This is a genomic window from Sphingomonas sp. (assembly GCF_051962185.1).
Taxonomy (GTDB): domain Bacteria; phylum Pseudomonadota; class Alphaproteobacteria; order Sphingomonadales; family Sphingomonadaceae; genus Sphingomonas.
This window is the reverse complement of sequence record NZ_JBQCCN010000205.1, coordinates 1-21,145: the sequence shown is the minus strand read 5'-3', so window position 1 is coordinate 21,145 and position 21,145 is coordinate 1. Positions and strand designations below refer to the sequence as shown.

General features: G+C 66.6%; 24 protein-coding genes. 18 read left to right on the top strand and 6 right to left on the bottom strand.

Going from position 1 to position 21,145, the window contains the following annotated elements; translation table 11 throughout:
• Positions 1 to 203: 203 nt before the first annotated feature.
• A complete protein-coding gene (radC, locus tag ACTHJR_RS13095) occupies positions 204 to 887 on the bottom strand; it encodes a RadC family protein (RefSeq protein ID WP_440523672.1) in 684 nt (227 codons plus the stop codon).
• A 94-nt stretch (positions 888 to 981) separates the two neighbouring features.
• Between radC and ACTHJR_RS13090 the strand changes: the two genes are divergently transcribed.
• The 11 genes from ACTHJR_RS13090 (at position 982) to uvrC (ending at position 10,191) form a co-directional block, all read left to right on the top strand.
• The gene (locus tag ACTHJR_RS13090) at positions 982 to 4,107 is read left to right on the top strand and encodes an intermembrane phospholipid transport protein YdbH family protein (protein WP_440523671.1); all 3,126 of its coding nucleotides are present in this window, start codon (positions 982 to 984) and stop codon (positions 4,105 to 4,107) included.
• A gap of 62 nt (positions 4,108 to 4,169) precedes the next feature.
• Positions 4,170 to 4,352 carry a YnbE family lipoprotein gene (locus ACTHJR_RS13085; protein WP_440523670.1) on the top strand — a complete coding sequence of 61 codons (183 nt, stop codon included), beginning with the start codon at positions 4,170 to 4,172 and terminating at the stop codon, positions 4,350 to 4,352.
• A 2-nt stretch (positions 4,353 to 4,354) separates the two neighbouring features.
• Positions 4,355 to 4,723 (top strand): YdbL family protein, encoded by a 369-nt coding sequence (locus ACTHJR_RS13080; RefSeq protein ID WP_440523669.1) that lies wholly within the window; start codon positions 4,355 to 4,357, stop codon positions 4,721 to 4,723.
• 150 nt (positions 4,724 to 4,873) lie between these two features.
• Positions 4,874 to 5,167, top strand: a complete 294-nt coding sequence (locus ACTHJR_RS13075; RefSeq protein WP_440523668.1) for an AtpZ/AtpI family protein — start codon at positions 4,874 to 4,876, stop codon at positions 5,165 to 5,167.
• Positions 5,168 to 5,193: 26 nt separating this feature from the next.
• Positions 5,194 to 5,928 carry a F0F1 ATP synthase subunit A gene (locus ACTHJR_RS13070; protein WP_440523686.1) on the top strand — a complete coding sequence of 245 codons (735 nt, stop codon included), beginning with the start codon at positions 5,194 to 5,196 and terminating at the stop codon, positions 5,926 to 5,928.
• A gap of 31 nt (positions 5,929 to 5,959) precedes the next feature.
• Positions 5,960 to 6,184, top strand: a complete 225-nt coding sequence (locus ACTHJR_RS13065) for a F0F1 ATP synthase subunit C (protein ID WP_375390701.1) — start codon at positions 5,960 to 5,962, stop codon at positions 6,182 to 6,184.
• 11 nt (positions 6,185 to 6,195) lie between these two features.
• Complete coding sequence (locus ACTHJR_RS13060) at positions 6,196 to 6,678, top strand: F0F1 ATP synthase subunit B family protein (RefSeq protein ID WP_440523667.1); 483 nt, start codon at positions 6,196 to 6,198, stop codon at positions 6,676 to 6,678.
• A gap of 23 nt (positions 6,679 to 6,701) precedes the next feature.
• On the top strand, positions 6,702 to 7,256 hold the full coding sequence (locus ACTHJR_RS13055) for a F0F1 ATP synthase subunit B family protein (protein ID WP_440523666.1): 555 nt from the start codon (positions 6,702 to 6,704) through the stop codon (positions 7,254 to 7,256).
• 266 nt (positions 7,257 to 7,522) lie between these two features.
• Positions 7,523 to 7,822 (top strand): chorismate mutase, encoded by a 300-nt coding sequence (locus tag ACTHJR_RS13050; protein WP_440523665.1) that lies wholly within the window; start codon positions 7,523 to 7,525, stop codon positions 7,820 to 7,822.
• 79 nt (positions 7,823 to 7,901) lie between these two features.
• Complete coding sequence (locus ACTHJR_RS13045) at positions 7,902 to 8,228, top strand: hypothetical protein (protein ID WP_440523664.1); 327 nt, start codon at positions 7,902 to 7,904, stop codon at positions 8,226 to 8,228.
• Between the two features lie 43 nt (positions 8,229 to 8,271).
• On the top strand, positions 8,272 to 10,191 hold the full coding sequence (gene uvrC, locus ACTHJR_RS13040) for an excinuclease ABC subunit UvrC (RefSeq protein WP_440523663.1): 1,920 nt from the start codon (positions 8,272 to 8,274) through the stop codon (positions 10,189 to 10,191).
• A gap of 68 nt (positions 10,192 to 10,259) precedes the next feature.
• On the opposite strand, the gene ACTHJR_RS13035 is transcribed toward uvrC, so the two are convergent.
• Positions 10,260 to 10,451: a hypothetical protein gene (locus ACTHJR_RS13035; protein WP_440523662.1), complete on the bottom strand. Its 192-nt coding sequence runs from the start codon at positions 10,449 to 10,451 to the stop codon at positions 10,260 to 10,262.
• A gap of 170 nt (positions 10,452 to 10,621) precedes the next feature.
• Positions 10,622 to 11,053, bottom strand: a complete 432-nt coding sequence (locus ACTHJR_RS13030) for a MarR family winged helix-turn-helix transcriptional regulator (RefSeq protein ID WP_440523661.1) — start codon at positions 11,051 to 11,053, stop codon at positions 10,622 to 10,624.
• Positions 11,054 to 11,181: 128 nt separating this feature from the next.
• On the opposite strand from ACTHJR_RS13030, the gene ACTHJR_RS13025 reads away from it, so the two are divergent.
• The 4 genes from ACTHJR_RS13025 (at position 11,182) to ACTHJR_RS13010 (ending at position 13,848) form a co-directional block, all read left to right on the top strand.
• Positions 11,182 to 11,610 (top strand): organic hydroperoxide resistance protein, encoded by a 429-nt coding sequence (locus ACTHJR_RS13025; RefSeq protein WP_440523660.1) that lies wholly within the window; start codon positions 11,182 to 11,184, stop codon positions 11,608 to 11,610.
• A 193-nt stretch (positions 11,611 to 11,803) separates the two neighbouring features.
• Positions 11,804 to 12,748, top strand: a complete 945-nt coding sequence (locus ACTHJR_RS13020; RefSeq protein ID WP_440523685.1) for a polysaccharide deacetylase — start codon at positions 11,804 to 11,806, stop codon at positions 12,746 to 12,748.
• Positions 12,745 to 13,665, top strand: a complete 921-nt coding sequence (locus ACTHJR_RS13015) for a GNAT family N-acetyltransferase (RefSeq protein ID WP_440523659.1) — start codon at positions 12,745 to 12,747, stop codon at positions 13,663 to 13,665. Before ACTHJR_RS13020 ends, ACTHJR_RS13015 begins: the two co-directional genes overlap by 4 nt.
• A 36-nt stretch (positions 13,666 to 13,701) precedes the next feature.
• Positions 13,702 to 13,848, top strand: a complete 147-nt coding sequence (locus tag ACTHJR_RS13010; RefSeq protein ID WP_440523658.1) for a hypothetical protein — start codon at positions 13,702 to 13,704, stop codon at positions 13,846 to 13,848.
• A 7-nt stretch (positions 13,849 to 13,855) separates the two neighbouring features.
• Here the strand turns inward: ACTHJR_RS13010 and ACTHJR_RS13005 are convergent, their stop codons facing one another.
• Positions 13,856 to 15,097, bottom strand: coding sequence for a threonine ammonia-lyase (locus tag ACTHJR_RS13005; protein WP_440523657.1), 1,242 nt, complete (start codon positions 15,095 to 15,097; stop codon positions 13,856 to 13,858).
• Between the two features lie 162 nt (positions 15,098 to 15,259).
• On the opposite strand from ACTHJR_RS13005, the gene ACTHJR_RS13000 reads away from it, so the two are divergent.
• The 3 genes from ACTHJR_RS13000 (at position 15,260) to ACTHJR_RS12990 (ending at position 19,090) form a co-directional block, all read left to right on the top strand.
• Positions 15,260 to 16,915, top strand: coding sequence for an amidohydrolase (locus ACTHJR_RS13000; protein ID WP_440523656.1), 1,656 nt, complete (start codon positions 15,260 to 15,262; stop codon positions 16,913 to 16,915).
• Positions 16,916 to 17,030: 115 nt separating this feature from the next.
• Positions 17,031 to 18,221: a diguanylate cyclase domain-containing protein gene (locus tag ACTHJR_RS12995; protein WP_440523655.1), complete on the top strand. Its 1,191-nt coding sequence runs from the start codon at positions 17,031 to 17,033 to the stop codon at positions 18,219 to 18,221.
• Positions 18,222 to 18,343: 122 nt separating this feature from the next.
• Positions 18,344 to 19,090: a PilZ domain-containing protein gene (locus ACTHJR_RS12990; RefSeq protein ID WP_440523654.1), complete on the top strand. Its 747-nt coding sequence runs from the start codon at positions 18,344 to 18,346 to the stop codon at positions 19,088 to 19,090.
• 74 nt (positions 19,091 to 19,164) lie between these two features.
• Here ACTHJR_RS12990 and ctrA read toward each other — a convergent pair whose 3' ends face one another.
• Positions 19,165 to 19,866, bottom strand: a complete 702-nt coding sequence (gene ctrA, locus ACTHJR_RS12985; RefSeq protein WP_440523653.1) for a response regulator transcription factor CtrA — start codon at positions 19,864 to 19,866, stop codon at positions 19,165 to 19,167.
• 158 nt (positions 19,867 to 20,024) lie between these two features.
• A complete protein-coding gene (locus ACTHJR_RS12980; protein WP_440523652.1) occupies positions 20,025 to 20,939 on the bottom strand; it encodes a LysR substrate-binding domain-containing protein in 915 nt (304 codons plus the stop codon).
• Between the last annotated feature and the right edge of the window lie 206 nt (positions 20,940 to 21,145).

Sequence of the window (21,145 nt, the reverse complement as noted above, 5' to 3'; positions counted from 1 at the left end):
AGGCGCTCCAGATGCGCTCTGGGGCGGGAGTATCGGGGATGGGGACGGGGGAGTCAACGAGATGGGGCGTCCGCACCGTGGTCACACCGCTCCGAAAATTAGTGCATTCAGTAAACTGTCACCGAATCTCACCGAATCTACCGAATGCACTAAGTTTTCAGCTTTTCACTCTAGCCGACACAGCAATTCGACAGACTAGTTGCTCAAATCAGCCCCTGTCCCCGCAGGCTCACAAACCCGTGCGTCCCGACGATGATATGATCGTGCACCGCGATCCCCAGCTTCTTCCCCGCTTCCACCACGGCGCGCGTCAGGTCGATGTCGGCGCGGCTGGGCGAGGGGTCGCCCGAGGGATGATTGTGGACCAGGATGATCGATGCCGACTTGAGGTCGATCGCGCGGCGGATGACTTCGCGGACATAGACCGGGGCCTCGTCGATCGAGCCTTCGTTCATCAGCTCGTCGCGGATCAGCATGTTGCGGGTGTTTAGATGCAACACCCGAACACGCTCGTTGCCGTGGTGCGCCATATCGGCGCGAAGATAGTCGAGCACTGCCTGCCAGTTCGACAGCACCGGCTTGGCGGCGACCTCCGCGCGCAACAGCCGCAGTGCCGTCGCCTGGGCGATCTTGAGCGCGGCGACCGAGGTGTCGCCCATGCCCTTGACCCGCGCCAGTTCCTCGGGCGCGGCGGTCAGCACGGCGGCGATGCCGCCGAATTCGCGAAGCAGGTCGTAGGCCAACGGCTTGGTGTCGCGGCGCGGGATCGCCAGCGCGAGCAGATATTCGAGCAGCTCATGATCGAGCAGCCCATCGGCATCCGCCAGCAGCCGCTGCCGCAGCCGCGCGCGGTGCCCCAAATGGTCCGGTTCCGGAACGTCCCCCATAACATGTGGGTTAGTCGGGCATCGACGGGCATGCAATTGCCCGAACGCCGCCGCGGCGTGTAGCGTCGCCGTAACGATCGTGCGCAAGGGGTAGATGACCGAAAGCGAGCCAGAGATTGCCCGGCCATCGCGCGCGCGCCGCATCAGGGTCCGGCTCGGCATCGCGCTCGCGCTGTTGCTGGTCGTGCTCGGCGGGCTGTGGCTGGTGCGCAAACCGGTCGCGCGGCACTTCATCGACGACAGCGTGGCCAAGGCGCATGTCCCTGCGCGCTACACGATCGAGGACCTCGCGCTCGGGCATCAACGGCTGACGAATATCGTCCTCGGCGATCCCGCGCATCCCGATCTCGTCGCCGATTGGGTCGAGGTCCGGACCTCGGTCGGGTTCGGCGGGGCGCAGGTCACCGGATTGCGTGCCGGGCATGTCCGGATGCGGGCAGCGATCGTCGACGGCAAATTGTCGCTGGGGGCGCTGGATCGGCTGCTGCCGACAACAGGAGGCGCGCTTCGCTTGCCGGCGATCCTGCTCGATCTCGAGGACGGGCGGGTGCGGCTCGAAACGCCGCAAGGCGTGGTCGGCCTGAAGGCGTCGGGCAGCGGCCGGCTCGACGGTGGTTTCCAGGGGCAGATCGCGGCGATCAGCGAGCGGATCGCGAGCGGGTCGTGCGTCGCCGGCAAGGCGGTCGCTGCGCTCCGGGTCGATATTCGGTCGGACGCGATCCATCTGCGCGGCCCGGTTCGCGCGGGCGACGCGGGATGCGGCGACAGCGGCATGACGCGGCTGCGCGCCGATGTGGATGCTGCGGTCGCCACGGGGTTCGACCGCTGGAGTGGCGGCGCGACGCTGGCGGCCGATCGCGCGACCGCGCCGTCGCTGGCGGTGGAGATGCTGGGCGGTACCGTCCGCTTCGCCGGCGACGCACGCGGCGTTCAGGGCAAGGCGCGCCTGACCGCGGATCGCCTGGCCAGTGCCGGCATCGCCGGGCAGGCGGCGGTGGTCGACGGCGCCTGGCGTTATACCGGGGGCAAGGGAGCGTTCACCGGCAAGGCGCAACTCGGCCGCGCCGCACTGCCCCACGCGGTGCGCGCGCGGTTCGCATCGATCGCCTCGGCCGGCGCGGGAACGCCGGTCGCGCCGCTGGCGGCACAATTGGCGCGCGCGCTCGATGCCGGCGCGCGTGATTTCGCGCTGACCGCCGAACTGTCGGCGGCGACCGATGGCGGGCGCGGCGCGGTCAAAGTGTCGCGGCTGATCGCGGTCGGCGAGAGCGGCGCCAGCGTCAAGCTGACCAGCCGCGACGGCACGCAATTGGTCTGGCCCAACGGCGGCGTGATCGTGCGTGGCGATCTCGTCACCGGCGGCGGCGGCTTGCCCGAACTCAGCGCGCGGCTCGACCAGGCACGGCCCGGCGCGCCGGTCACCGGATTGGTGACGATGGAGCCCTACGAAGCCGGCGGCGCGCGCCTCGCGCTCGCGCCGGTCAAGTTCACTGCCGGGCTCGACGGGCGCACCCGGATCGACAGCGTGGCGACGCTGAGCGGCCCGCTCGGCGGTGGCGCGGTCGAGGGGCTGCAATTGCCGCTCGCCGCGCAATGGGACGGGCGCGGGGCGCTGTCGGTCAATCCGGGCTGCGCGCCGCTGGCGGTGGCGCGATTGCGGGTGGCCGGGCTCGACGCGCGCGGCTTGCGCACCCGGCTTTGCCCGGTCGACGGCGCGATGGTCAGGATCGCCAATGGCCGGGTCGGGGGTGGGGCGGTGGCACGCGATCTCCGCCTCTCGGGGGCGCTCGGCAGCAGCCCGCTCGCACTTTCCGCCGCCGGCGCCACCGTCCGGCTTGGCGATCGCCGCTTCGCGCTCGACAGAGTGGCAGTACGGCTCGGCACGCCCGATCGCCTGACGCGTCTCGACATCGCGACGCTCGACGGCAGTTTCGGGCAACAGATCGGCGGCCATTTCGAGGATGCCGGAGGCCGGATCGGCGCGGTGCCATTGGTCCTCTCGCGCGCCGGCGGCACCTGGGCGATGGATGCCGGCACCTTGCGGGTCGGCGGCACGCTGCTGGTTTCCGACGCCGCGCACGATCCGCGCTTCAGCCAACTCGCCGGGCGCGACGTCGTGCTGACGCTGGCGAACAATCGCATCGCCGCGACCGGCAAGCTCACCACCACCAATGGTGCGGTCACCGTCGCCGACGTCGCGATCGCGCACGATCTGTCCGCCGGCAGCGGGTCGGCCGATCTCGACATCGCCGGGCTGACCTTCACCAAGGCGTTCCAGCCCGACGCGCTGACCCCGCTGACCAAGGGCGTGATCGCCGACGTGGCCGGCACGGTGACCGGCCATGGCCATATCGCCTGGACCTCGCAGGCGGTGACCAGCAACGGCGTGTTCCGCACGCGAGGGACCGATCTCGCCGCGGCGTTCGGCGTCGTCACCGGCCTGTCGGGCGAGCTCCATTTCACCGACCTACTCGGCATGGTGTCGGCGCCCAACCAGCTGGCGACGGTCAAGACGATCGACACCGGCGTCGCGGTCAATGACGGAATGGTCCATTACCGGATGCTCGGGCCGACGAGGATCCAGGTCGCCGACGCGCGCTGGCCGTTCGCCGGCGGCCGGCTCGACCTCGACCCGACCCTGCTCGATTTCGCCGATCCCGGCGGGCGGCGCCTGACCTTCCGGCTGACCGCGGTCGACGCCGCGCAATTCCTCCAGCAATTCGACTTCAAGAATCTCAACGCCACCGGCGTGTTTGACGGCGCGCTGCCGATGATCTTCGACGCCAGCGGCGGCCGGATTGAGAAAGGCGAATTGCACGCCCGCCCGGGCGGCGGTTCGATCGCCTATGTCGGCGAACTGACCGACAAGGATCTCGGTACCTGGGGCAACATCGCCTTCCAGGCGCTCAAGTCGCTGCGCTACCGCAGCCTCGACCTGACGCTCAACGGTCCGCTGGCCGGCGAAGTGATCACCGAGGCGCATTTCGCCGGAGTCAGCCAGGGGCAGGGGGCCAAGTCCAATTTCATCATCCGCCGGCTGCAGCGCCTGCCATTCGTGTTCAATGTCCGGATCAAGGCGCCGTTCCGATCACTGCTCGACACCGCGCAGGGCATTTACGATCCCTCACGCCTCATCGAGCGCAACCTGCCGGCGCTGATCCGGCAGCAAAACCAGGCCAAGCCTCCCGTTCAGCCTCCCGCAAGCGAGACCAAGCCATGATACAGACTGGATTTACAAAGGTAGGATTGACGAAGCGGCATTTGGGCCTGACCAGGCGAGCGATGCGACGATTGATCTTGATGGGCGCGATCGGCGCCGGCGGCTTGCTCGGCGGGTGTGTCAACGTGACCGCACCCGACAAGCCGATCGAGATCAATCTCAACATCAACATCACCCAGCAGGTGGTGTACAAGCTCGACGGCCAGGCCAAATCGCTGATCGACGAAAATCCCGGGGTATTTTGACGATGAAACGGACCATGATCGCCCTCACCCTGCTCGCGACCGCCGTGCCGGCTATGGCGCAGGATCGCGACCCCGCCTATGCCGCGGCGCGCGCGGCCGGGCAGGTCGGCGAGCAGCCCGACGGCTATCTCGGCGTGGTCGGCACCGCTACCCGCGACCTCACCGCGCTGGTCAACAAGATCAACATCCAGCGCAAGGCGCTCTACACGCAGAAGAGCGCGGCGAACGGCGTCACCATCGAGCAGATGGCTTTCACCACCGGGTGTAACCTGATCGCGAAGACCGCGGCGGGCGAGAAATATCGCGATCCCGCGGGCAATTGGCTGACCCGTACGAGCGCCGCGCCGACCCGCGATCCGCGCTGCGTCTGAGCGCGCGAGCTTCGTCTTTCGCAACGGTTGACTCGGGCCGTCGCGCTACCTAAACGGCCCCCAGCAACGGAGGGCTGCGGCCATCCGATGTCCGTCGTCGCCCGCTTGGGAAGAGCGCGGCGGCGTTTTCTTATCAGGATGTTTTTCGCGTTGGCTGACGACCGCCAGAATGACGACCTTGATCGCCGCATCGCGGAAGCGAAGGCGAAGATCGACCGCCCGGTGACTGCCGCCCAGGGTGCGGCGGAGAGCCGTGGCTGGGCGATCGGGGTCGAGTTCGTCGGGGTTATCCTGGTCTCGGCCGCGCTGGGTTATTTCATCGACCGTTTCGCCGGCACCTCACCCTGGGTGATGATCGTCCTGCTGGTGTTCGGCTTCATCGCCGGCGTGTATCGCGCCCAGAAAACCTCGGCGCAGTTCGACGCCGACGACACCACCAAGTAAAAAGGACCGACGCCGTGGCCGGCCCGATGGAACAGTTTGCGATCAAGGTCCTCCAGCCTTTCAAGGCGGGCGGATACGATCTGTCGTTCACCAATTCGTCGCTGTGGATGGCCGTCGCGCTCGCGGGCATCGCGGTGTTCCTGTTCGTGGGCACCGCCAAGCCGCAGCTGATCCCCGGCCGCTGGCAGGCCGCAGTCGAATATGTCTATGATTTCGTCTGCAAGATGCTCGACGAGAATGTCGGCCCGGAAGGTCGCCGCTTCGCGCCGCTGATCTTCTCCGTCTTCATGTTCGTGCTGGCCTGCAACCTGCTCGGCCTGATTCCCTGGGTGGGATCATTCACGCCGACCAGCCATGTCGCGGTGACGTTCGGTCTCGCGATCCTGGTTTTCGTGATAGTCTGCATCGTCGGGTTCGCCCGGCACGGCCTGCATTTCTTCGCATTGTTCTGGCCGCACGGCGCCGGCGTTCTCGGCCCGTTCGTCTTCGTGATCGAGCTGCTGAGCTTTCTCAGCCGACCGTTCACGCTGGCGATCCGACTGTTCGCGAACATGACGGCGGGGCACGTGTTGCTCCAGGTGTTCGGAACGTTCGTAATCGCGCTCGGGTCGATCGGCTTCCTGCCTTATGTCTTCGGCGTCATTCCGCTGGCCGTGAGCGTGGCGCTGGTCGCGCTGGAGCTGCTGATCGCCGTCGTCCAGGCCTATGTTTTCGCACTGCTCGCGTCACTCTATCTCAACGACGCGATCAATCTTCACTAAGTAACTGACTTCAAACCGGAAGGACTTTCAAATGGACGTAGCAACTGCAGCCAAGATCGGTGCCGGCCTCGCGGCGATGGGCGCGGGTTTCGCCGCCATCGGCGTGGGCAACATCTTCGGCCAGTATCTGAACGGCGTTGCCCGTAACCCCGAGGCCGATGCCAAGCTCGGCGGCCGCGTGATCTTCGGCTTCGCCGTTACCGAGGCGCTCGGTCTGATCGCCGCGGTTATCGCGTTCGTTCTCGCCTTCCGTTAAGGCGTACGCGCGTGCCGCAGTTCGACCCAACCTTTTTCCTTCCGCAGCTGGTCTGGCTCGCGATCTTCTTCGCGGTCCTGTATTTCGGCATCATCCGGCTGACCTTGCCCCGAGTGGGCAGGGTGATGCAGGCGCGTGAGGATCAGGTGTCGGGTGATCTCGGCACCGCTCAGACCGCCAAGGCCGAGGCCGATGGCATGGCGGCCGATTACGAAGCCAGCATCGCCACCGCGCAAGACGCGGCGCGGGGCAGGGTGAACGAGGCCCGTTCCTCAGCCGCCGCTGCGATCGAAGCGAAGTTGAAGGCGTCCAATGCCGCCATCGCGGACCGCGCCGCCAAGGCCGAGGCCGAGCTCGAGGCGGCACGCGCCAAGGCGCTGGGTGAGATCGAGAGTGTCGCCGCCGGTGCCGCCGCCGACATCGTCGAGCGCTTGACCGGCAATCGTCCGGCAGATGCCGTCGCGGCGGGCGCCACGCGCGCGGCTCTGGCCTAAAGGACTGGCCCAAGGAAATGATGATGACCGCCGCAACCGTCGCCACCACTGAGGCCAATGGCGCCCCGCCGCATGGCGAGGAATCGGCCTTCAGCCCGGCGAATCCCGAATTCTGGGTCTATGCCGGCATCACCATCTTCCTGCTGTGCGTCATCTTCGTCGCTAAGGCGCCGAAGAAGATCGCCGAGACGCTCGACCAGCGCATCGCCGACACCCGCCGCCAGCTCGACGAGGCCAAGGCGATCCGTGCCGAGGCGGAGGCCCTTCTCGCCGACGCTAAGGCCAAGGCCAAGGCCAGCGCCGGGGATGCCGCCGCGATCGTCGCGCACGCCGAACAGGAAGCCGCCGCGCTGATCGCCAAGGCGGAAGCCGATGCAGCCGACCTCGTCGCGCGTCGCGGCAAAATGGCCGAGGACAAGATCGGCGCCGCTGAGCGCGCCGCCGTGGCCGAGGTCCGCGCCAAGGCCGCCGAGGTGGCCGCCAAGGCCGCCGCGACGATCATCGGCCAGACCCACGGTGCCGCCGACGACGCGAAGCTGGTTGACAAGACCATCGCCGGGCTCTCGCGCCTCAACTGAGCTGTCGCGGGTCCCAGCGGGGGCCGCTTCGCATTTATCCCCAATCGTCACCCCGGCCTTGTGCCGGGGTCTGCCGTGCCGCAAGCTCTGGACAAGAACCTCCAGCTTTTCACCCAGCCGCCCTGCGGATCCCGGCACAAGGCCGGGATGACGAAGGACGAATCGTCCCGTTAGCCCCTCCCCGGTAGGGGAGGGGCTTAATGTGCGTCGACCGCGCCGCACTCCAGCCATTGCCGCTCGCGGCCGCACGCCCTAGGGACACCGGCATGATCCCCCCTGAAGATTGCCAGAACATGCTCGAGGTCCGTGCCGGCGTCGATGCCGTGGACCGCCAGATCGTCGACCTGCTCGCGGTGCGTTTCCGCCTCATGACCGCGGCCGCGCGGATCAAGCAGGATCGCGACACCGTGCGCGACGAAGCCCGCAAGGCGCAAGTCATTGCCAATGCCAAGGCCGCGGCGGAAAGCGCCGGGGTGCCGCCGGACGTCGTCGGCGATTTGTGGGAACGGCTGGTCGAAGGGTCGATCGCCTACGAATTCGATCGCTGGGACGACCATCGCGGGTAGGCGGGCGCTGCCGCTGCCACAATTCGGACGCCAATCGCGGCCACATACGCTCCACTCGTTTTCCGAGGGGAGAGAAAAGATGATGTCGCTGATCGCAATCGCCCTGTTCGCCGCCCAGGCCGCCCCGGCTCCCGCGCCCGCCGCTGCTCCGGCGCCTGCCGCGGCCGCCGCCGCCGCGCCGGCGGTCGCCACCAAGTTCAACCTCGACACGCCGATCGAGACGTTGGTCGCCGATGCCAAGGCCAAGGACGTGCTGGCGGCCGATCTCGGCATGGATGTCACCCAGCACCCGGCCTATGACAGCTTCAAGTCGATGAGCCTCAACCAGGTCGCGCCGATGTCGGGCGGCAAGATCACCGACGATCTGCTGAAGAAGATCGCCACCGATCTCTCGGCGATCAAGTAACCGGGGTAGCTTCGGGCCCGGCGAGTCCCTAGATTCGCCGGGCATGTCCGATCCCAATTCGCCGACCCGATTCAACGAAGAGAAAGCCACTTACGCCGTGCGCGGCGGTGGCGAGGCGCCCGACCTCCAGGCGGGGGTGGCGGCGATCCGTAATGTCCTGAAGACGCTGCCCGTACGGCCGGGCGTCTATCGCATGCAGGATGCGCGCGGCGACGTGCTCTATGTGGGGAAGGCGCGCGCGCTCAAGAACCGCGTGACCAATTACACCCAGGTCAACCGCCTGCCCAAGCGCCTGCAGCGGATGGTCGCGCAGACGCGGTCGATGACCATCGTCACGACCAACAACGAGGCCGAGGCGCTGCTGCTCGAGGCGCAGCTGATCAAGCGCTTCCGTCCTGCCTATAATGTGCTGCTGCGCGACGACAAAAGCTTCCCGTTCATCCTGTTGCGCGCCGATCACCAGTTTCCGCGCATCCAGAAGCATCGCGGCGCGCGCAAGATAAAGGGCAATTATTACGGCCCCTTCGCCAGCGCGGGGTCGGTCAACAACACGCTCAACGCGCTGCAGAAACTGTTCCTGCTCAGAAGCTGCACCGACGGCTTTTTCAAGACCCGCGACCGGCCGTGCCTGCTCTATCAGATCAAGCGCTGCTCGGCGCCATGCGTCGGGCGGATCGGCACGGCGGAATATGCCGAGCTGGTCGGCGACGCGAAGGATTTCCTCGCGGGCAAATCGACCAAGGTGCAGACCAAGCTCGGCGTCCAGATGACCGCGGCGGCCGAGGCGATGGACTTCGAACTCGCCGCGGTGCTGCGCGACCGGCTCAAGGCGCTAACCTTCATCCAGGGCACCCAGGCGATCAACGCCGAAGGAGTGGGGGATGCCGACGTCTTCGCGCTGGCGAGCAAGGAAGGCGTCATGGGCATCCAGGCGTTCTTCATCCGCGGCGGCCAGAATTGGGGGCATCGCAGCTTCTTTCCCGCGCACACCGCCGACGTGCCGGAGGACGAGGTGCTGACCCAATTCCTCGGCCAGTTCTACGAGGAAGTGCCGCCGGCGCGGACCGTGCTGCTCGACCGCGAACTGCCCGAAGGCGACTTGCTGAGCGAGGCATTGGCTGAGCGCAACGGCTACAAGGTCGCGCTCTCGGTGCCGCAGCGCGGCGACCGGCGGCGGCTGATGGAACAGGCCAAGCGCAACGCGGTCGAGGCGCTCGACCGGCGGCTGGCCGAGAGCACCACTCAGGCGAAATTACTCCGCGAGGTCGCCGACCTGTTCGAACTGGCCGAGCCGCCCGACCGGATCGAGATTTACGACAACAGCCATATCCAGGGGACCAACGCGCTCGGCGCGATGGTCGTCGCGGGCCCCGAGGGGTTCCGCAAGGGCCAGTATCGCAAGTTCAACATCAAGCAGGCCGCGACCGACGACGATTACGCGATGATGCGCGAGGTGTTCGGCCGCCGTTTCGCGCGCGCCCAGGCCGAGGATCCCGACCGCGACGCCGGCGACTGGCCCGACCTCGTGCTGATCGACGGCGGGCGCGGACAATTGAACGCGGTCAAGGGCGTGCTCGAGGACATGGGGATCGAGGACGTCTGTCTGGTCGGCGTTGCCAAGGGCCCGCATCACGGGCGCGAGGGGCGCGAGGTGTTCCATCTGATGGATGGGCGCGAGCTGATGTTGCCGGTCAATTCACCGGTGCTGTTCTACCTCCAGCGCCTGCGCGACGAGGTCCACCGCTTCGCGATCGGCGCGCATCGGCAAAAGCGCGCCAAGGCGATCGGCGCATCCCCGCTCGACGAGGTGCCCGGCATCGGGCCAGCACGGAAGAAGGCGCTGCTGATGCATTTCGGCACCGCGCGCGCGGTGCGCGGCGCGAGCTTGGACGATTTGAAGAAGGCTCCCGGCGTTTCCGCGGCGGTCGCGCAACAGGTGTACGATTTCTACCACGCGCGATAGAGGTCGGCGCGATCAAACGAAATAATGGTTGGGGACCGGCAGCATTGAAAAGCCGGCCCCCGAAAGTCTCAAGGTTTCGAGGGCGTATCGACCTTCACATCGGCGTTGATGCTCTTGGTGTTGCTGAGAAGGCCCTGGCCGAATACCAGAAACAGCACCACGGCGATTGCGATGATCGCGATGGCCAGCAATGCGACCGCGCCGCCACCACCACCGCCACCGTCGGTCTTGATGACCGTCGTCTTGTCGTCTTCTGCCATCACACTCCTCCTTATTTGCGAGGATGTAACTTTCAGTGGGTTCGACCGGTTCCGATCTATTAACCGATCATCGCCGTCACACTCTGCAGAACATCGCGCGGTCCGCGGCCGGGCGGCGCTACCTCACGCCTTTCCGGTGCCAGGAGGGAGGGAGAGTGTCGCGCGGTCTCCTACGACCCCGCGCTGACGCGGTCGCGGAATGCTTTCACCCGGGCGTTGAGATCGACGATCCCGTCGACCGGCGTGCCCGATGCCTCGACCAGGCGTTCGGCCAGGCAACCAGCCTCGCCGCGTAGCTTTTTCCCCGTGGGGGTCGTCTCGATCAGCACTTCGCGCTCGTTCTTCGGGTTGCGCGTCCGCGTCACTAGCCCGGCCGCTTCCAGCCGCTTGAGCAGCGGCGTCAGCGTGCTCGATTCGAGCGCGAGCTTGTCAGCCAGGCCGCCGACAGTCTGCCGCCCATCGTGCCACAGCAGGTTGAGCACCAGGAATTGCGGATAGGTGATTCCCATCCGGTCGAGCAGCGGCTTGTAGGCGCGCTGCACCGCCATGCTGGCGGAATAGAGCGCGTAGCAGAGTTGGTCGTCGAGCTTCATCACATCCATCGGTCGAGTCCTGTCGGGAAACCTGCACCGCAACATATATCGCGATAACATTTTTCTTGACAAGGGATTGTGACGGCCTATTTGGCGGACAGCGATAACAGTTATCGCGATAAATAAAGGATCGAGACATGGACATTCTCTACCGCACCAGCGCCACCGTCACCGGCGGCCGTACCGGCCATGGCCGCAGCGACGACGGCTTGCTCGACATCCAGCTCGAAACCGCCAAGGAACTCGGCGGCAACGGCAATGGCACCAATCCCGAGCAATTGTTCGCTGTCGGCTATGCCGCCTGCTTCCTCGGCGCGATCCGCTTCGTCGCCGGCCAGCGCAACATCCGCATCGCCGACGACGCGACCGTCACTGCCAATGTCGGCATCGGCAAGCGCGACGACGGCCGCGGCTTCGGGCTCGACGTCTCGCTGGCGGTCGACCTGCCGGGGATCGACACCGCGACGGCGCGCGAGCTGGTCGATGCCGCGCATGTCGTCTGCCCCTATTCGGAAGCGACGCGGGGCAATCTGAACGTGCGGCTGTCGGTGGTCGAGCACGCTTGATTGCGAGCTAGGCGCTTAGTCTGCTCTTAGCCCCTCCCCTTCAGGGGAGGGGTTGGGGTGGGGCAGTGCGGCAGGCGGGCCCTTGCGAGGCGGCCCCCAGCCCCACCCCTCCCCTGAAGGGGAGGGGCTGAAGTGACCGGCGGGTTCGGAAAATCTTCACCCCCTGGCGTTATTTCCCGGCGGCGTGACAGCCATATTCCTCACCATCGACACCGAGCTGATGTGGCGCCATCACGCCGCGGGCTGCGACCTCGCCACCCAGATGGCGCGGTCGCTTGAGCCCGCCGGGGTCGGCATCAGCTATCAGCTCGAGACACTCACCCGGCATGGCCTCAAGGCCACCTTCTTCGTCGATCCGATGCCGACCATGGTGTTCGGGCTCGACGCGATCCGACCGGTAGTCGAGACGATCCTGGCGGCGGGGCAGGAAGTCCAGCTTCACATGCATCCCAATTGGGCAGGCGCGCGGGCGGGCGATGCCGGCCAAAGCTCGGGCCGGTTCGAGCTGATCGATTACAGTCTCGACGAACAGCGCGCGCTGATCGCCGGAGCGCGCGACTTGCTCAAGGCCTGCGGCGCGGCGGAACCGGTGGCCTTTCGTGCCGGCAGCTATGCCGCCAATGACGACACGATCGTGGCACTCGCCGAGCTCGGCTTCCGCTACGACAGCAGCCACAACGGCGCCGACGCGCCCTGGCCGAGCCAGATCGGCCTGCCGCAGCGCCAGATCGCGCCGGTCCTCCATCGCGGGGTGACCGAGGTACCGGTGACGGTGATCGAGGACCTGCCCGGCAATCTCCGCCATTTCCAGATTTGCGCGCTGTCGCAAGGCGAGATGCGCGCTGCGCTCGATCATGCGCTGGTCGAGGAGCATGAGGCAGTGACCGTGGTCAGCCACGGCTTCGAGCTTGCCAATCGCGCCGGCACGCGCCCCAACGGCGTTCACGTCGCTCGGTTCGAGGGGCTGTGCGCGATGCTTGCCGATGCCCGCGAGACGTTGCCCACTATTTGGTTCCGCGACCTGCCCGACTTCGCCAGCACCCGATCGGCGACGCCGCTCGCGCCCAACATGCTGCGCACGCGCTGGCGCCAGGCGGAGCAGCTCTGGTCCAATCTGGTCGAGGAACGCGCGGCGTGACCTCCGGCGCGCGCCCGCTGCCGCTCAAATTCCAGGTCGGTGCGCGTACCCTGGCGTCGATCCGCCGCGACCTCGTCCGCGTCCCCCTGACGCTGGACGACGCGCTCGACGGCGAGTTGCCCGACCTGCCCCCGCTCGATCCGGCGGCCGACGGTTATCTTGTCACCTCATTGCCCGAGCATCATCGCCATGCGCTCGCTTTCGCTGCCAGTCCGGCGATCGCCTTCGCGCGCCAGCGTTATACCCGACGCTACGCCGACCTGACGATCGGCTTCGACGCCTATCTGGATCGCCTGTCGTCGAACACGCGGTCGTCGATCAAGCGCAAGGCCAAGAAGGTCGCCGCCGCGTCGGGCGGCAAGCTCGACATCCGCCGCTATGCGACGCCGGCCGAACTGCGCGATTTCCATGACCTCGCGCGCACCTTGGCGCTCAGCACCTATCAGGAAAAGCTGATGGGCGCGGGCTTGCCCGATACGCCCGATTTTCTCCAGCGCATGTACGCCATGGCGGGCGCGGGGGATGTTCGCGCGTGGCTGCTGTTCGTCGACGGCGCGCCTGCCGCCTATCTCTATTGCCCGGTCCATGACGGCACGGTGATCTACGAATATGTCGGCCACGACCCGCGCTTCAGCGACCTGTCGGTCGGCGCGGTGCTCCAGGTCGAGGCGTTGCGCGACCTGTTCGCCGATCCCGCCTGCCGTCGCTTCGACTTCACCGAGGGCGATGGCCAGCACAAGCGCCAGTTCGCCACCGGCGGGGTCGCGTGCTGCGACCTGCTGCTGCTCCGCGCGACGCTCGCCAATCGGCTGGTACTGGCCGCGCTTGCCGCCTTCGATGGCACGATGGCGGTGGCCAAGGCTGGGGTAGAGCGCTTCGGGCTGGGCAATCTGGCGAAGAAGATCCGCCGCGCCTGATTGCCCAGCGGCGATCAAAGCTGATAGGCAGCGGCCATGGAGTCCGTTCCGGCCAAGAAATCCCCGGTCATGAGCGTCGCGCTGACGATCCTGCTGGCGCCGCTCGCCCTGGCCTTCATCGTCGCGGCCAGCCTGTCGGCCGGGCCGTCCGAAGTGTTCAAAGCCCTGACCGGGCGCAAGTGAGATTCGCTCAGGCGAGCTCGACCGGCGTCACCTCGTAATCCGCCGCTTTCAGCGCCGCGACCAGCCGGTCGAGATGCGCGCGATCGCGCGATTCGCATTCGATGTCGGTGATCAGACCTTTGGCAGGCAGCGTGGTGAATACCCTCTGGTGATAGATTTCGATGATGTTGACGCGCTGCTCGCTGAAGATACGCACCACATGATAGAGCGCGCCCGGCTGGTCCTGCAGCCGGATGCGCAGGCGCGCCAGCCGCCCCGACCGCGCGAGGTCGCGCAACAGCACGTTGGCGAGCAGGCGCGTGTCGATATTGCCGCCGCACAGCACCACGCCGACGGTCTTGCCCTTGAAGCGATCGGGATGTTCGAGCAGCGCCGCGAGCCCCGCCGCGCCGGCGCCCTCGACCACCGATTTCTCGATCTGCAGCAACAGGCTGACCGCTTGTTCCAGGCTACGCTCGCTGACCAGGACGATGTCGTCGACCAGCTCGCGGACCATGCCGGAGGTGACGCTGCCCGGCTCCTTGACCGCGATGCCTTCGGCCAGCGTCTCGCCCGCGCAAGGATATTGGGTGCCGTTGATGCGGTTGTACATCGACGGATAGAGTTCCGCCTCGACCCCGACCACCTCGATCGGATGGTCCGCCGCTGCGGCCACCACCGCCATGCCGCTGATCAGCCCGCCGCCGCCGATCGGGGTCAGGAAGGTATCGATCGCCGGCACGTCCTCCAGCATTTCGAGCGCGACGGTACCCTGGCCGGCGATGACGCGGACATCGTCGAACGGGTGGACGAAGGTATAGCCGCATTCCTGCTCGAGCTGACGGGCATGGGCATAGGCCGCGTCGAACGTATCGCCTTCCAGCACCACCTTGGCGCCATGGCCCTCGGTCTGGGTCACCTTCACGATCGGCGTGTTGGTCGGCATAACGATCGTCGCCGGGATGCCCAGGCGATGCGCGTGATAGGCGATGCCTTGAGCATGGTTGCCCGCCGACGCCGCGATCACGCCCTTTGCGCGCGCCGCCGCGTCGAGCTGGAGCAAGGTATTGAGCGCGCCGCGCTCCTTGTACGCCGCGGTGAACTGGAGGTTCTCGAACTTGAGATAGACTGTCGCCCCAGTCAGTTCGCTCAGCGTCTTGCTGATGAAGGTCGGCGTGCGAACGATCGACTCGCGAATCCTGGCGTGTGCCGCACGGACATCGTCGATGGTAACCGGCACGGCCGGGGCGATCGTTTCGGGCAGGGTCATAGCCGCTCCGCCTAGGCCTTGCGTTTCGCACTGGCAATGGGTGCGAGGACAAGCGGAATCCGGTGGAACCAGGGGCCTGGGCATCTGGCGTGGCGAGGAAACACGCCTTATGCGAAAGCCCGCGCAGGGGTTTTGACCATAAGAAACGGGAGTAGGGCCGCGATGATCCGCAAGCTGGTGGGGGCGGCCGTAGCGCTGTCGATGATCGCGACGCCGGCGCTCGCCGACGGGCTGGTCGACAATGTCAACGGCATCACGCTCGACGCCAATGGTCGCGTGATCCACTTCACCGGCCTGCTGATCGGCAATGACGGCAAGGTGAAGAAGCTGATGCAATCGGGCGACAAGAAGCCCGACAAGCTCGACTGGCTGTCGAACCAGAAGGGCAGGACGCTGCTACCCGGTTTCATCGATGCGCACGGCCATGTCCTCGATCTCGGCTTCCGTGCGCTCGAACTCGACCTGTCCGGCACCAACTCGCTCGACGAGGCCAAGGCCAGGATCGCCCAATATGTGAAGGACAATCCCGAGAAGAAATGGATCATCGGCGGCGGCTGGAACCAGGAGAAATGGGGGCTGGGCCGCTTCCCGACCGCGGCCGATCTCGACTCGGTGGTCGGTGACCGGCCGGTCTGGCTCGAACGCGCCGATGGCCATGCCAGTTGGGCCAACACCGCCGCGATCAGGGAAGCGGGCGTCACCGCCAAGTCGGCGACGCCGCCGGGCGGCCGGATCGAGAAGATCGGCGGCGAGCCGGCGGGCGTGTTCGTCGATGCGGCGCAGCAGCTGAGTGAGAAAGTCGTACCGCAACCCTTGCCCAAGGAACGCGATCTTGCGCTGGCCAAGGCGCAGGAGATTCTGCTCGCGTTCGGCATCACCGCGACCTCCGACATGGGGACGTCGATGGACGACTGGCTGGCAATGCGCCGCGCCGGCGACCGCGGCGCGCTCGAGGTGCGGATCATGAGCTACGGCCTGGGGGTCGACACTGCGGTGCGGATCGGCGGCAACGGCCCGACGCCCTGGCTCTACAACGACCGGTTGCGCATGCGCGGGGTCAAATTGTTCGCCGACGGCGCGCTCGGCTCGCGCGGCGCCTGGCTGCTCAAGCCCTATAGCGACGCGCCGGGCCAGTCGGGCGCCGGCTTCATGACCGACGACGTGCTGCAGAATTACATGAGCCGCGCGTCGATGGACGGCTTCCAGGTCGCTGTCCATGCCATCGGTGACCGCGCCAATCGTCAGGTGCTCGACGCGATCGAGGCGATGTCGAATACCTACAAGGGTGATCGCCGCTGGCGGATCGAGCATGCGCAGATCGTCGACCCCGCCGATCTGCCGCGTTTCGCCAGCCTGAAGGTCATCGCGTCGATGCAGCCGACCCATGCGACGTCGGACCGCAAGATGGCGGAGGCGCGGCTCGGGCCCGATCGGCTGGTCGGCGCTTATGCCTGGGCGACGATGCTGAGGAACGGCGTGCCGCTTGCGTTCGGCTCCGATTACCCGGTCGAAAGCCCCGATCCCTGGGCCGGCTGGGCCGCCGCCTTCACGCGCCAGGATGCGAGCGGCGAGCCGTTCGGCGGCTGGCGGCCCGAGGAGAAGGTAACGCGCGAACAGGCGTGGTGGGCATTCACCGAGGGCGCGGCCTATGCCGGCTTCGCGGAGGACAAGTTCGGCCGCCTCGCGCCCGGACAGCTCGCCGATTTCATCATCGTCGATCGCGATCCCATGCTGTCGAGCCCGAGCGACCTGCGGCAGGCCAAGGTCGAGGAAACCTGGATCGGCGGCCGCAAGATCTATGTCCGCAAGGCCGGGTGACCGCGCGCCGTTCATCGCAAAAGTGCCTCGATTCACGTCTTTACGGAGCCGGATGGGCACCATGCGTTAACCGCGATGCGCTATGGTCGCGACAGTGAGACGCTCAGACCAACGCTTGCCGACGGGTCGGCAGCGGAGCTTCCGGCGCTTTTTTCGCGAAGCGCCGCTCCCCGCGCCGATCCATCGCGAATTCATCGACATGCTGTTCGGCATGTGGCTGCCGATCCTCGGTATGGGCGCGGTGACCGTGGTCGTCGCGGCGCTGGCCGCGCGCGAATGGCGCGATTCGGTGATCGCAACGCTGGCGGCGGCGGCGGTGCTGGTCACCGCGGCGCGGCTCATCACCATTCGGGCTTATCACCGCGCCCGGCCGGTCGCCGACATCGCGCTGCGGCGCTGGGAAACTCGCTACGCGATCGGCAATTACGCCTTCGGCCTGCTGCTCGGGCTGCTCAACGTCTATGTGCTGACTTATCATTTTCCGCTGCTGCACCTGATCGCGGTCAGCCTGGTCTTCGGGTTCGGCGCGGGGATCGTCGCGCGTATCTCGGTGCGGCCGTTGATTTGCGTGATCAGCCTGTTGCTGGCGACGGTGCCGACGGTCGCGGCGCTGGCGGTGCACGCGCTCGAACCCAGCAAGCTGCCGCTCCACGGGGAGTTGTTCGCAGTGGAGGCGTGCCTGGTCGCCATGATCGCGACGCTCAGCCTGCAGACCGTCGCGCATCTGTATCGGTCAGCAGTTCAGCATCTGACGGCGGAACACGACATGGCGCTGCTGGCGAAATTCGACCCGCTGACGGGCCTCGCCAACCGGCTTGCCTTGCGCGAGCGCTTTCAGGCGAGCAGCGCCATCGCCGATGAGATGGGGGATCGGCTGGCGCTTCATTTCATCGACCTCGACGGATTCAAGGCGGTCAACGACGGGCTGGGCCATCTCGCCGGGGACGCCGTCCTGATCGAGGTCGCGCGTCGGCTGGCAGCCTTGGTCAGGGCCGAGGACACTGTGGCGCGGCTCGGCGGCGACGAATTCGTCGTGCTGCAGACTCGGGTCCAGCATGAGGATGAGGCGGGCATGCTGGCCCGGCGCGTCATCCGGCAATTGAGCTTGCCTTACGAGGCCGACGGCCACCCGGCACGCATCTCGGCGAGCGTCGGCATCGCCATGATGCCCGATTTCGGCCGGGCGCTCGAGGATCTGATCTCCTGTGCGGACGCCGCGCTCTATCGCTGCAAGAGCAGCGGAAAGGGCAAGCATCACTTCTGCACGTCGGGCGATCTCATGACGATGGAGCAGGCGGTGGCCTGACGACGGCGCGCCGATCGCGCCGATCGGTCCAGAATGGATGCGATCGTGATCGCCGCGGCCCACATCTTAGGAAATCCGCAACCAGACAGGCGCGACTATCGGATCGAGCGGGGTATCTTCAAATGCCTTGTGGGGAGGCGGGGCATTCGGCTTTGGAGGCGCCGATGCTGCACGACCATCGCGACGACGAACTCACCGTAGTTTCCTTCTCGACCGACCCGCCGTCGCCGCCGCTGGAACGCCGATCCTCGCCGCGCGACATTTCGGTCCTTCGCACCGCATTGCTGCGAACGTCCCATGGCGAGGAATTGTGCCTGGTGCGCAACATCTCGATCGGCGGGCTGATGGCGCACGTCTTTTCCGACCTGGCGGTGGCCGATCCGGTCACGATCGAATTCAAATCGGAACATTCCGTGCGCGGCCGCGTCGTGTGGCGCCGGGATGAGCTCGCCGGCATCAAGTTCGGGCAACCGATCGAGCTTTCCGATGTGCTCTCCAATCAGTTCGAAAGCACCTTCATGCCGCTCGCGCCCCGCGCCCCGAGGGCAGAGGTCAACGTGCCGGCGCGGGTTCGCTCGACCAACGGCTGGCAGCCGGCCATTCTCCGCAACATCTCACAGGGTGGGGCGAAGCTGCAGCTGAGCAAGCCTGACGAGATCGGCGCCACGGTGTTGCTCTCGGCGCCCGGGTTGGCCGTGATTCCAGGGGCGGTGCGGTGGCGACGCGACGGCAACGCTGGCGTCGCCTTCGATCGCCTGATCCCGTTTTCGGATATCGCGCGATGGGTGGCCGAAAGCCACCGTCAGCGCGAACGGCGCTATCCGCCGCCGTCCGAGACGAGCGACTGCGCGGCCGCAATCGGACAATGAAGCGGCACTGACAAAGAAGAGGGCCGCGGCGTCCCCCGACACCACGGCCCTCGTCCCCCTTGAACTGTTGGGCGTCAGGCGACCTGCGCCGCCTCGACCTCGTCGGGCTCGCGCAGCACATAGCCGCGGCCCCACACGGTCTCGATGTAATTCTCGCCGTCGGTCGCCAGACTGAGCTTCTTGCGCAGCTTGCAGATGAAGACGTCGATGATCTTGAGTTCGGGCTCGTCCATCCCGCCATAGAGATGGTTGAGGAACATTTCCTTGGTCAGCGTCGTCCCCTTGCGGAGCGACAGCAGCTCCAGCATCGCATATTCCTTACCGGTCAAATGGACGCGGGCGCCATCGACCTCGACGGTCTTGGCATCCAGATTTACCGCCAGCTTGCCAGTCTTGATGACCGACTGCGAATGCCCCTTCGAGCGGCGGACCACGGCGTGGATGCGCGCGGTCAGTTCCTCGCGGTGGAACGGCTTGGTGACGTAATCGTCGGCGCCGAAGCCGAACGAGCGCACCTTCGAATCCATCTCGCTGATGCCAGACAGGATGAGCACCGGGGTCTGGACCCGCGCGGTGCGCAGCTTCTTGAGCACGTCATAACCATGCATGTCGGGCAGGTTCAGGTCGAGCAGGATGATATCGTAATCATACAGCTTGCCGAGGTCCAAACCCTCCTCGCCCAGATCCGTCGTATAGACGTTGAATCCTTCGGTCGTCAGCATGAGCTCGATGGCCTTGGCCGTCGTCGGCTCGTCCTCGATCAGCAGCACCCGCATCAGCCAAATCCCCTGTCACTCGCGGCAGACTGCCCCCTTCGGCTGCCCGCACTCGACACACTCCATTAACCTAAGCACGTCTGAAGGACAAAGGTTAATTCTTCGCTAACCGGCCTGAGTCCGCGAGTCGCGGAGAGTCAAGATGATTCGATGACTGGTTAAGGCCGCGTTTGCGATGCGCACAATTCTCTAAATCGGGCGGCCAGGAACTCAATAAGGAGTTCTACGCGAGCGGGGCGTAACGAGCTGGGCGGGGTGACCAGGTGGAGCGCGATCGCGGATCCTTTCCACTCGGTCAGGATGGCTTCCAGCCGCCCGGCGGCGATCTCGGCATCGACGATGAAGTCGGGCAGCCGGGCGATGCCGAGGCCGGCGCGCAGCAGCGGCAGCATCGCGTCGCCGCTGTCGCAGGTGAAGCGACCATTGGGGCGCACCGCGACGTCCTCGCCGTCCGGACCGCGGAAGGTCCAGGTCGTGCTCGGTACGTTGGCATAGCCGAAGATATCGTGCTCGCCGAGTTCGAGCGGATGGCGCGGCCGCCCGCGACGGTCGAGATAGAGTGGCGCGGCGACGACCCGCGTCGTGATCGGCGCCAATCGCCGCGCGCGGAGCGAACTGTCGGGCAGATCGGCGATCCGGAGCGCGATGTCGAAGCCCTCGGCGACGATATCGATCTTCGCGTCCGACAATCTCAGGTCGATATGCACGCCGGGATGCTCGATCATGAAATCGGCGATCGCGGGCGCGACATATCCGATGCCGAATGTCATCGGCGCAGCGACGCGGATCAGCCCGGCCGGCGCGGCGGCGGCATCGTGCGCGCTCTCCTCGGCGGCCTGGCCCTCGGCCAGGATGCGCTGGGCGTGCTCGCTCAGCGTCTCGCCGCTCTGGGTCAGGGTCAGCCGACGCGAAGTACGGTGGAACAGCGAGGTGCCGAGCGATTGCTCGAGCCGGGTGATCGCCTTGGAGATGGTCGCCTTGGACACGCCGAGCGCGTCGGCCGCGCCGCTGAACGAGCGATGCTCGGCGACCGTCGCGAAGATCGCCCAGGCTTCGAAATCGGGTAGCCGCATAAATCCTCCCCGCTGTGCGGGAGGGGGACCGCCGGCCGCGAGGCCGGTGGTGGAGGGGGCGGGCCGCAGCGGAAGTCGCTTGTGACCCGGCCCCCCCCCCAAACCACAAAACGCCGGTGGTGCCCCGGCCCCCCAAAGGGGGGGGGGGATTTTAGTAAAAAAAAAGTTTGAAAAGTTTACGTTTTACAGCACACGATGATAGCAAG

What these genes read in the sequence shown, in the direction of transcription:
- radC (WP_440523672.1), bottom strand. Translation starts at nt 887, where the DNA reads ATGGGGGACGTTCCGGAACCGGACCATTTGGGGCACCGCGCGCGGCTG.
- ACTHJR_RS13090 (WP_440523671.1), top strand. Translation starts at nt 982, where the DNA reads ATGACCGAAAGCGAGCCAGAGATTGCCCGGCCATCGCGCGCGCGCCGC.
- ACTHJR_RS13085 (WP_440523670.1), top strand. Translation starts at nt 4,170, where the DNA reads ATGCGACGATTGATCTTGATGGGCGCGATCGGCGCCGGCGGCTTGCTC.
- ACTHJR_RS13080 (WP_440523669.1), top strand. Translation starts at nt 4,355, where the DNA reads ATGAAACGGACCATGATCGCCCTCACCCTGCTCGCGACCGCCGTGCCG.
- ACTHJR_RS13070 (WP_440523686.1), top strand. Translation starts at nt 5,194, where the DNA reads ATGGAACAGTTTGCGATCAAGGTCCTCCAGCCTTTCAAGGCGGGCGGA.
- ACTHJR_RS13065 (WP_375390701.1), top strand. Translation starts at nt 5,960, where the DNA reads ATGGACGTAGCAACTGCAGCCAAGATCGGTGCCGGCCTCGCGGCGATG.
- ACTHJR_RS13055 (WP_440523666.1), top strand. Translation starts at nt 6,702, where the DNA reads ATGACCGCCGCAACCGTCGCCACCACTGAGGCCAATGGCGCCCCGCCG.
- ACTHJR_RS13050 (WP_440523665.1), top strand. Translation starts at nt 7,523, where the DNA reads ATGATCCCCCCTGAAGATTGCCAGAACATGCTCGAGGTCCGTGCCGGC.
- ACTHJR_RS13045 (WP_440523664.1), top strand. Translation starts at nt 7,902, where the DNA reads ATGATGTCGCTGATCGCAATCGCCCTGTTCGCCGCCCAGGCCGCCCCG.
- uvrC (WP_440523663.1), top strand. Translation starts at nt 8,272, where the DNA reads ATGTCCGATCCCAATTCGCCGACCCGATTCAACGAAGAGAAAGCCACT.
- ACTHJR_RS13035 (WP_440523662.1), bottom strand. Translation starts at nt 10,451, where the DNA reads ATGGCAGAAGACGACAAGACGACGGTCATCAAGACCGACGGTGGCGGT.
- ACTHJR_RS13030 (WP_440523661.1), bottom strand. Translation starts at nt 11,053, where the DNA reads ATGGATGTGATGAAGCTCGACGACCAACTCTGCTACGCGCTCTATTCC.
- ACTHJR_RS13025 (WP_440523660.1), top strand. Translation starts at nt 11,182, where the DNA reads ATGGACATTCTCTACCGCACCAGCGCCACCGTCACCGGCGGCCGTACC.
- ACTHJR_RS13010 (WP_440523658.1), top strand. Translation starts at nt 13,702, where the DNA reads ATGGAGTCCGTTCCGGCCAAGAAATCCCCGGTCATGAGCGTCGCGCTG.
- ACTHJR_RS13005 (WP_440523657.1), bottom strand. Translation starts at nt 15,097, where the DNA reads ATGACCCTGCCCGAAACGATCGCCCCGGCCGTGCCGGTTACCATCGAC.
- ACTHJR_RS13000 (WP_440523656.1), top strand. Translation starts at nt 15,260, where the DNA reads ATGATCCGCAAGCTGGTGGGGGCGGCCGTAGCGCTGTCGATGATCGCG.
- ACTHJR_RS12990 (WP_440523654.1), top strand. Translation starts at nt 18,344, where the DNA reads ATGCCTTGTGGGGAGGCGGGGCATTCGGCTTTGGAGGCGCCGATGCTG.
- ctrA (WP_440523653.1), bottom strand. Translation starts at nt 19,866, where the DNA reads ATGCGGGTGCTGCTGATCGAGGACGAGCCGACGACGGCCAAGGCCATC.
- ACTHJR_RS12980 (WP_440523652.1), bottom strand. Translation starts at nt 20,939, where the DNA reads ATGCGGCTACCCGATTTCGAAGCCTGGGCGATCTTCGCGACGGTCGCC.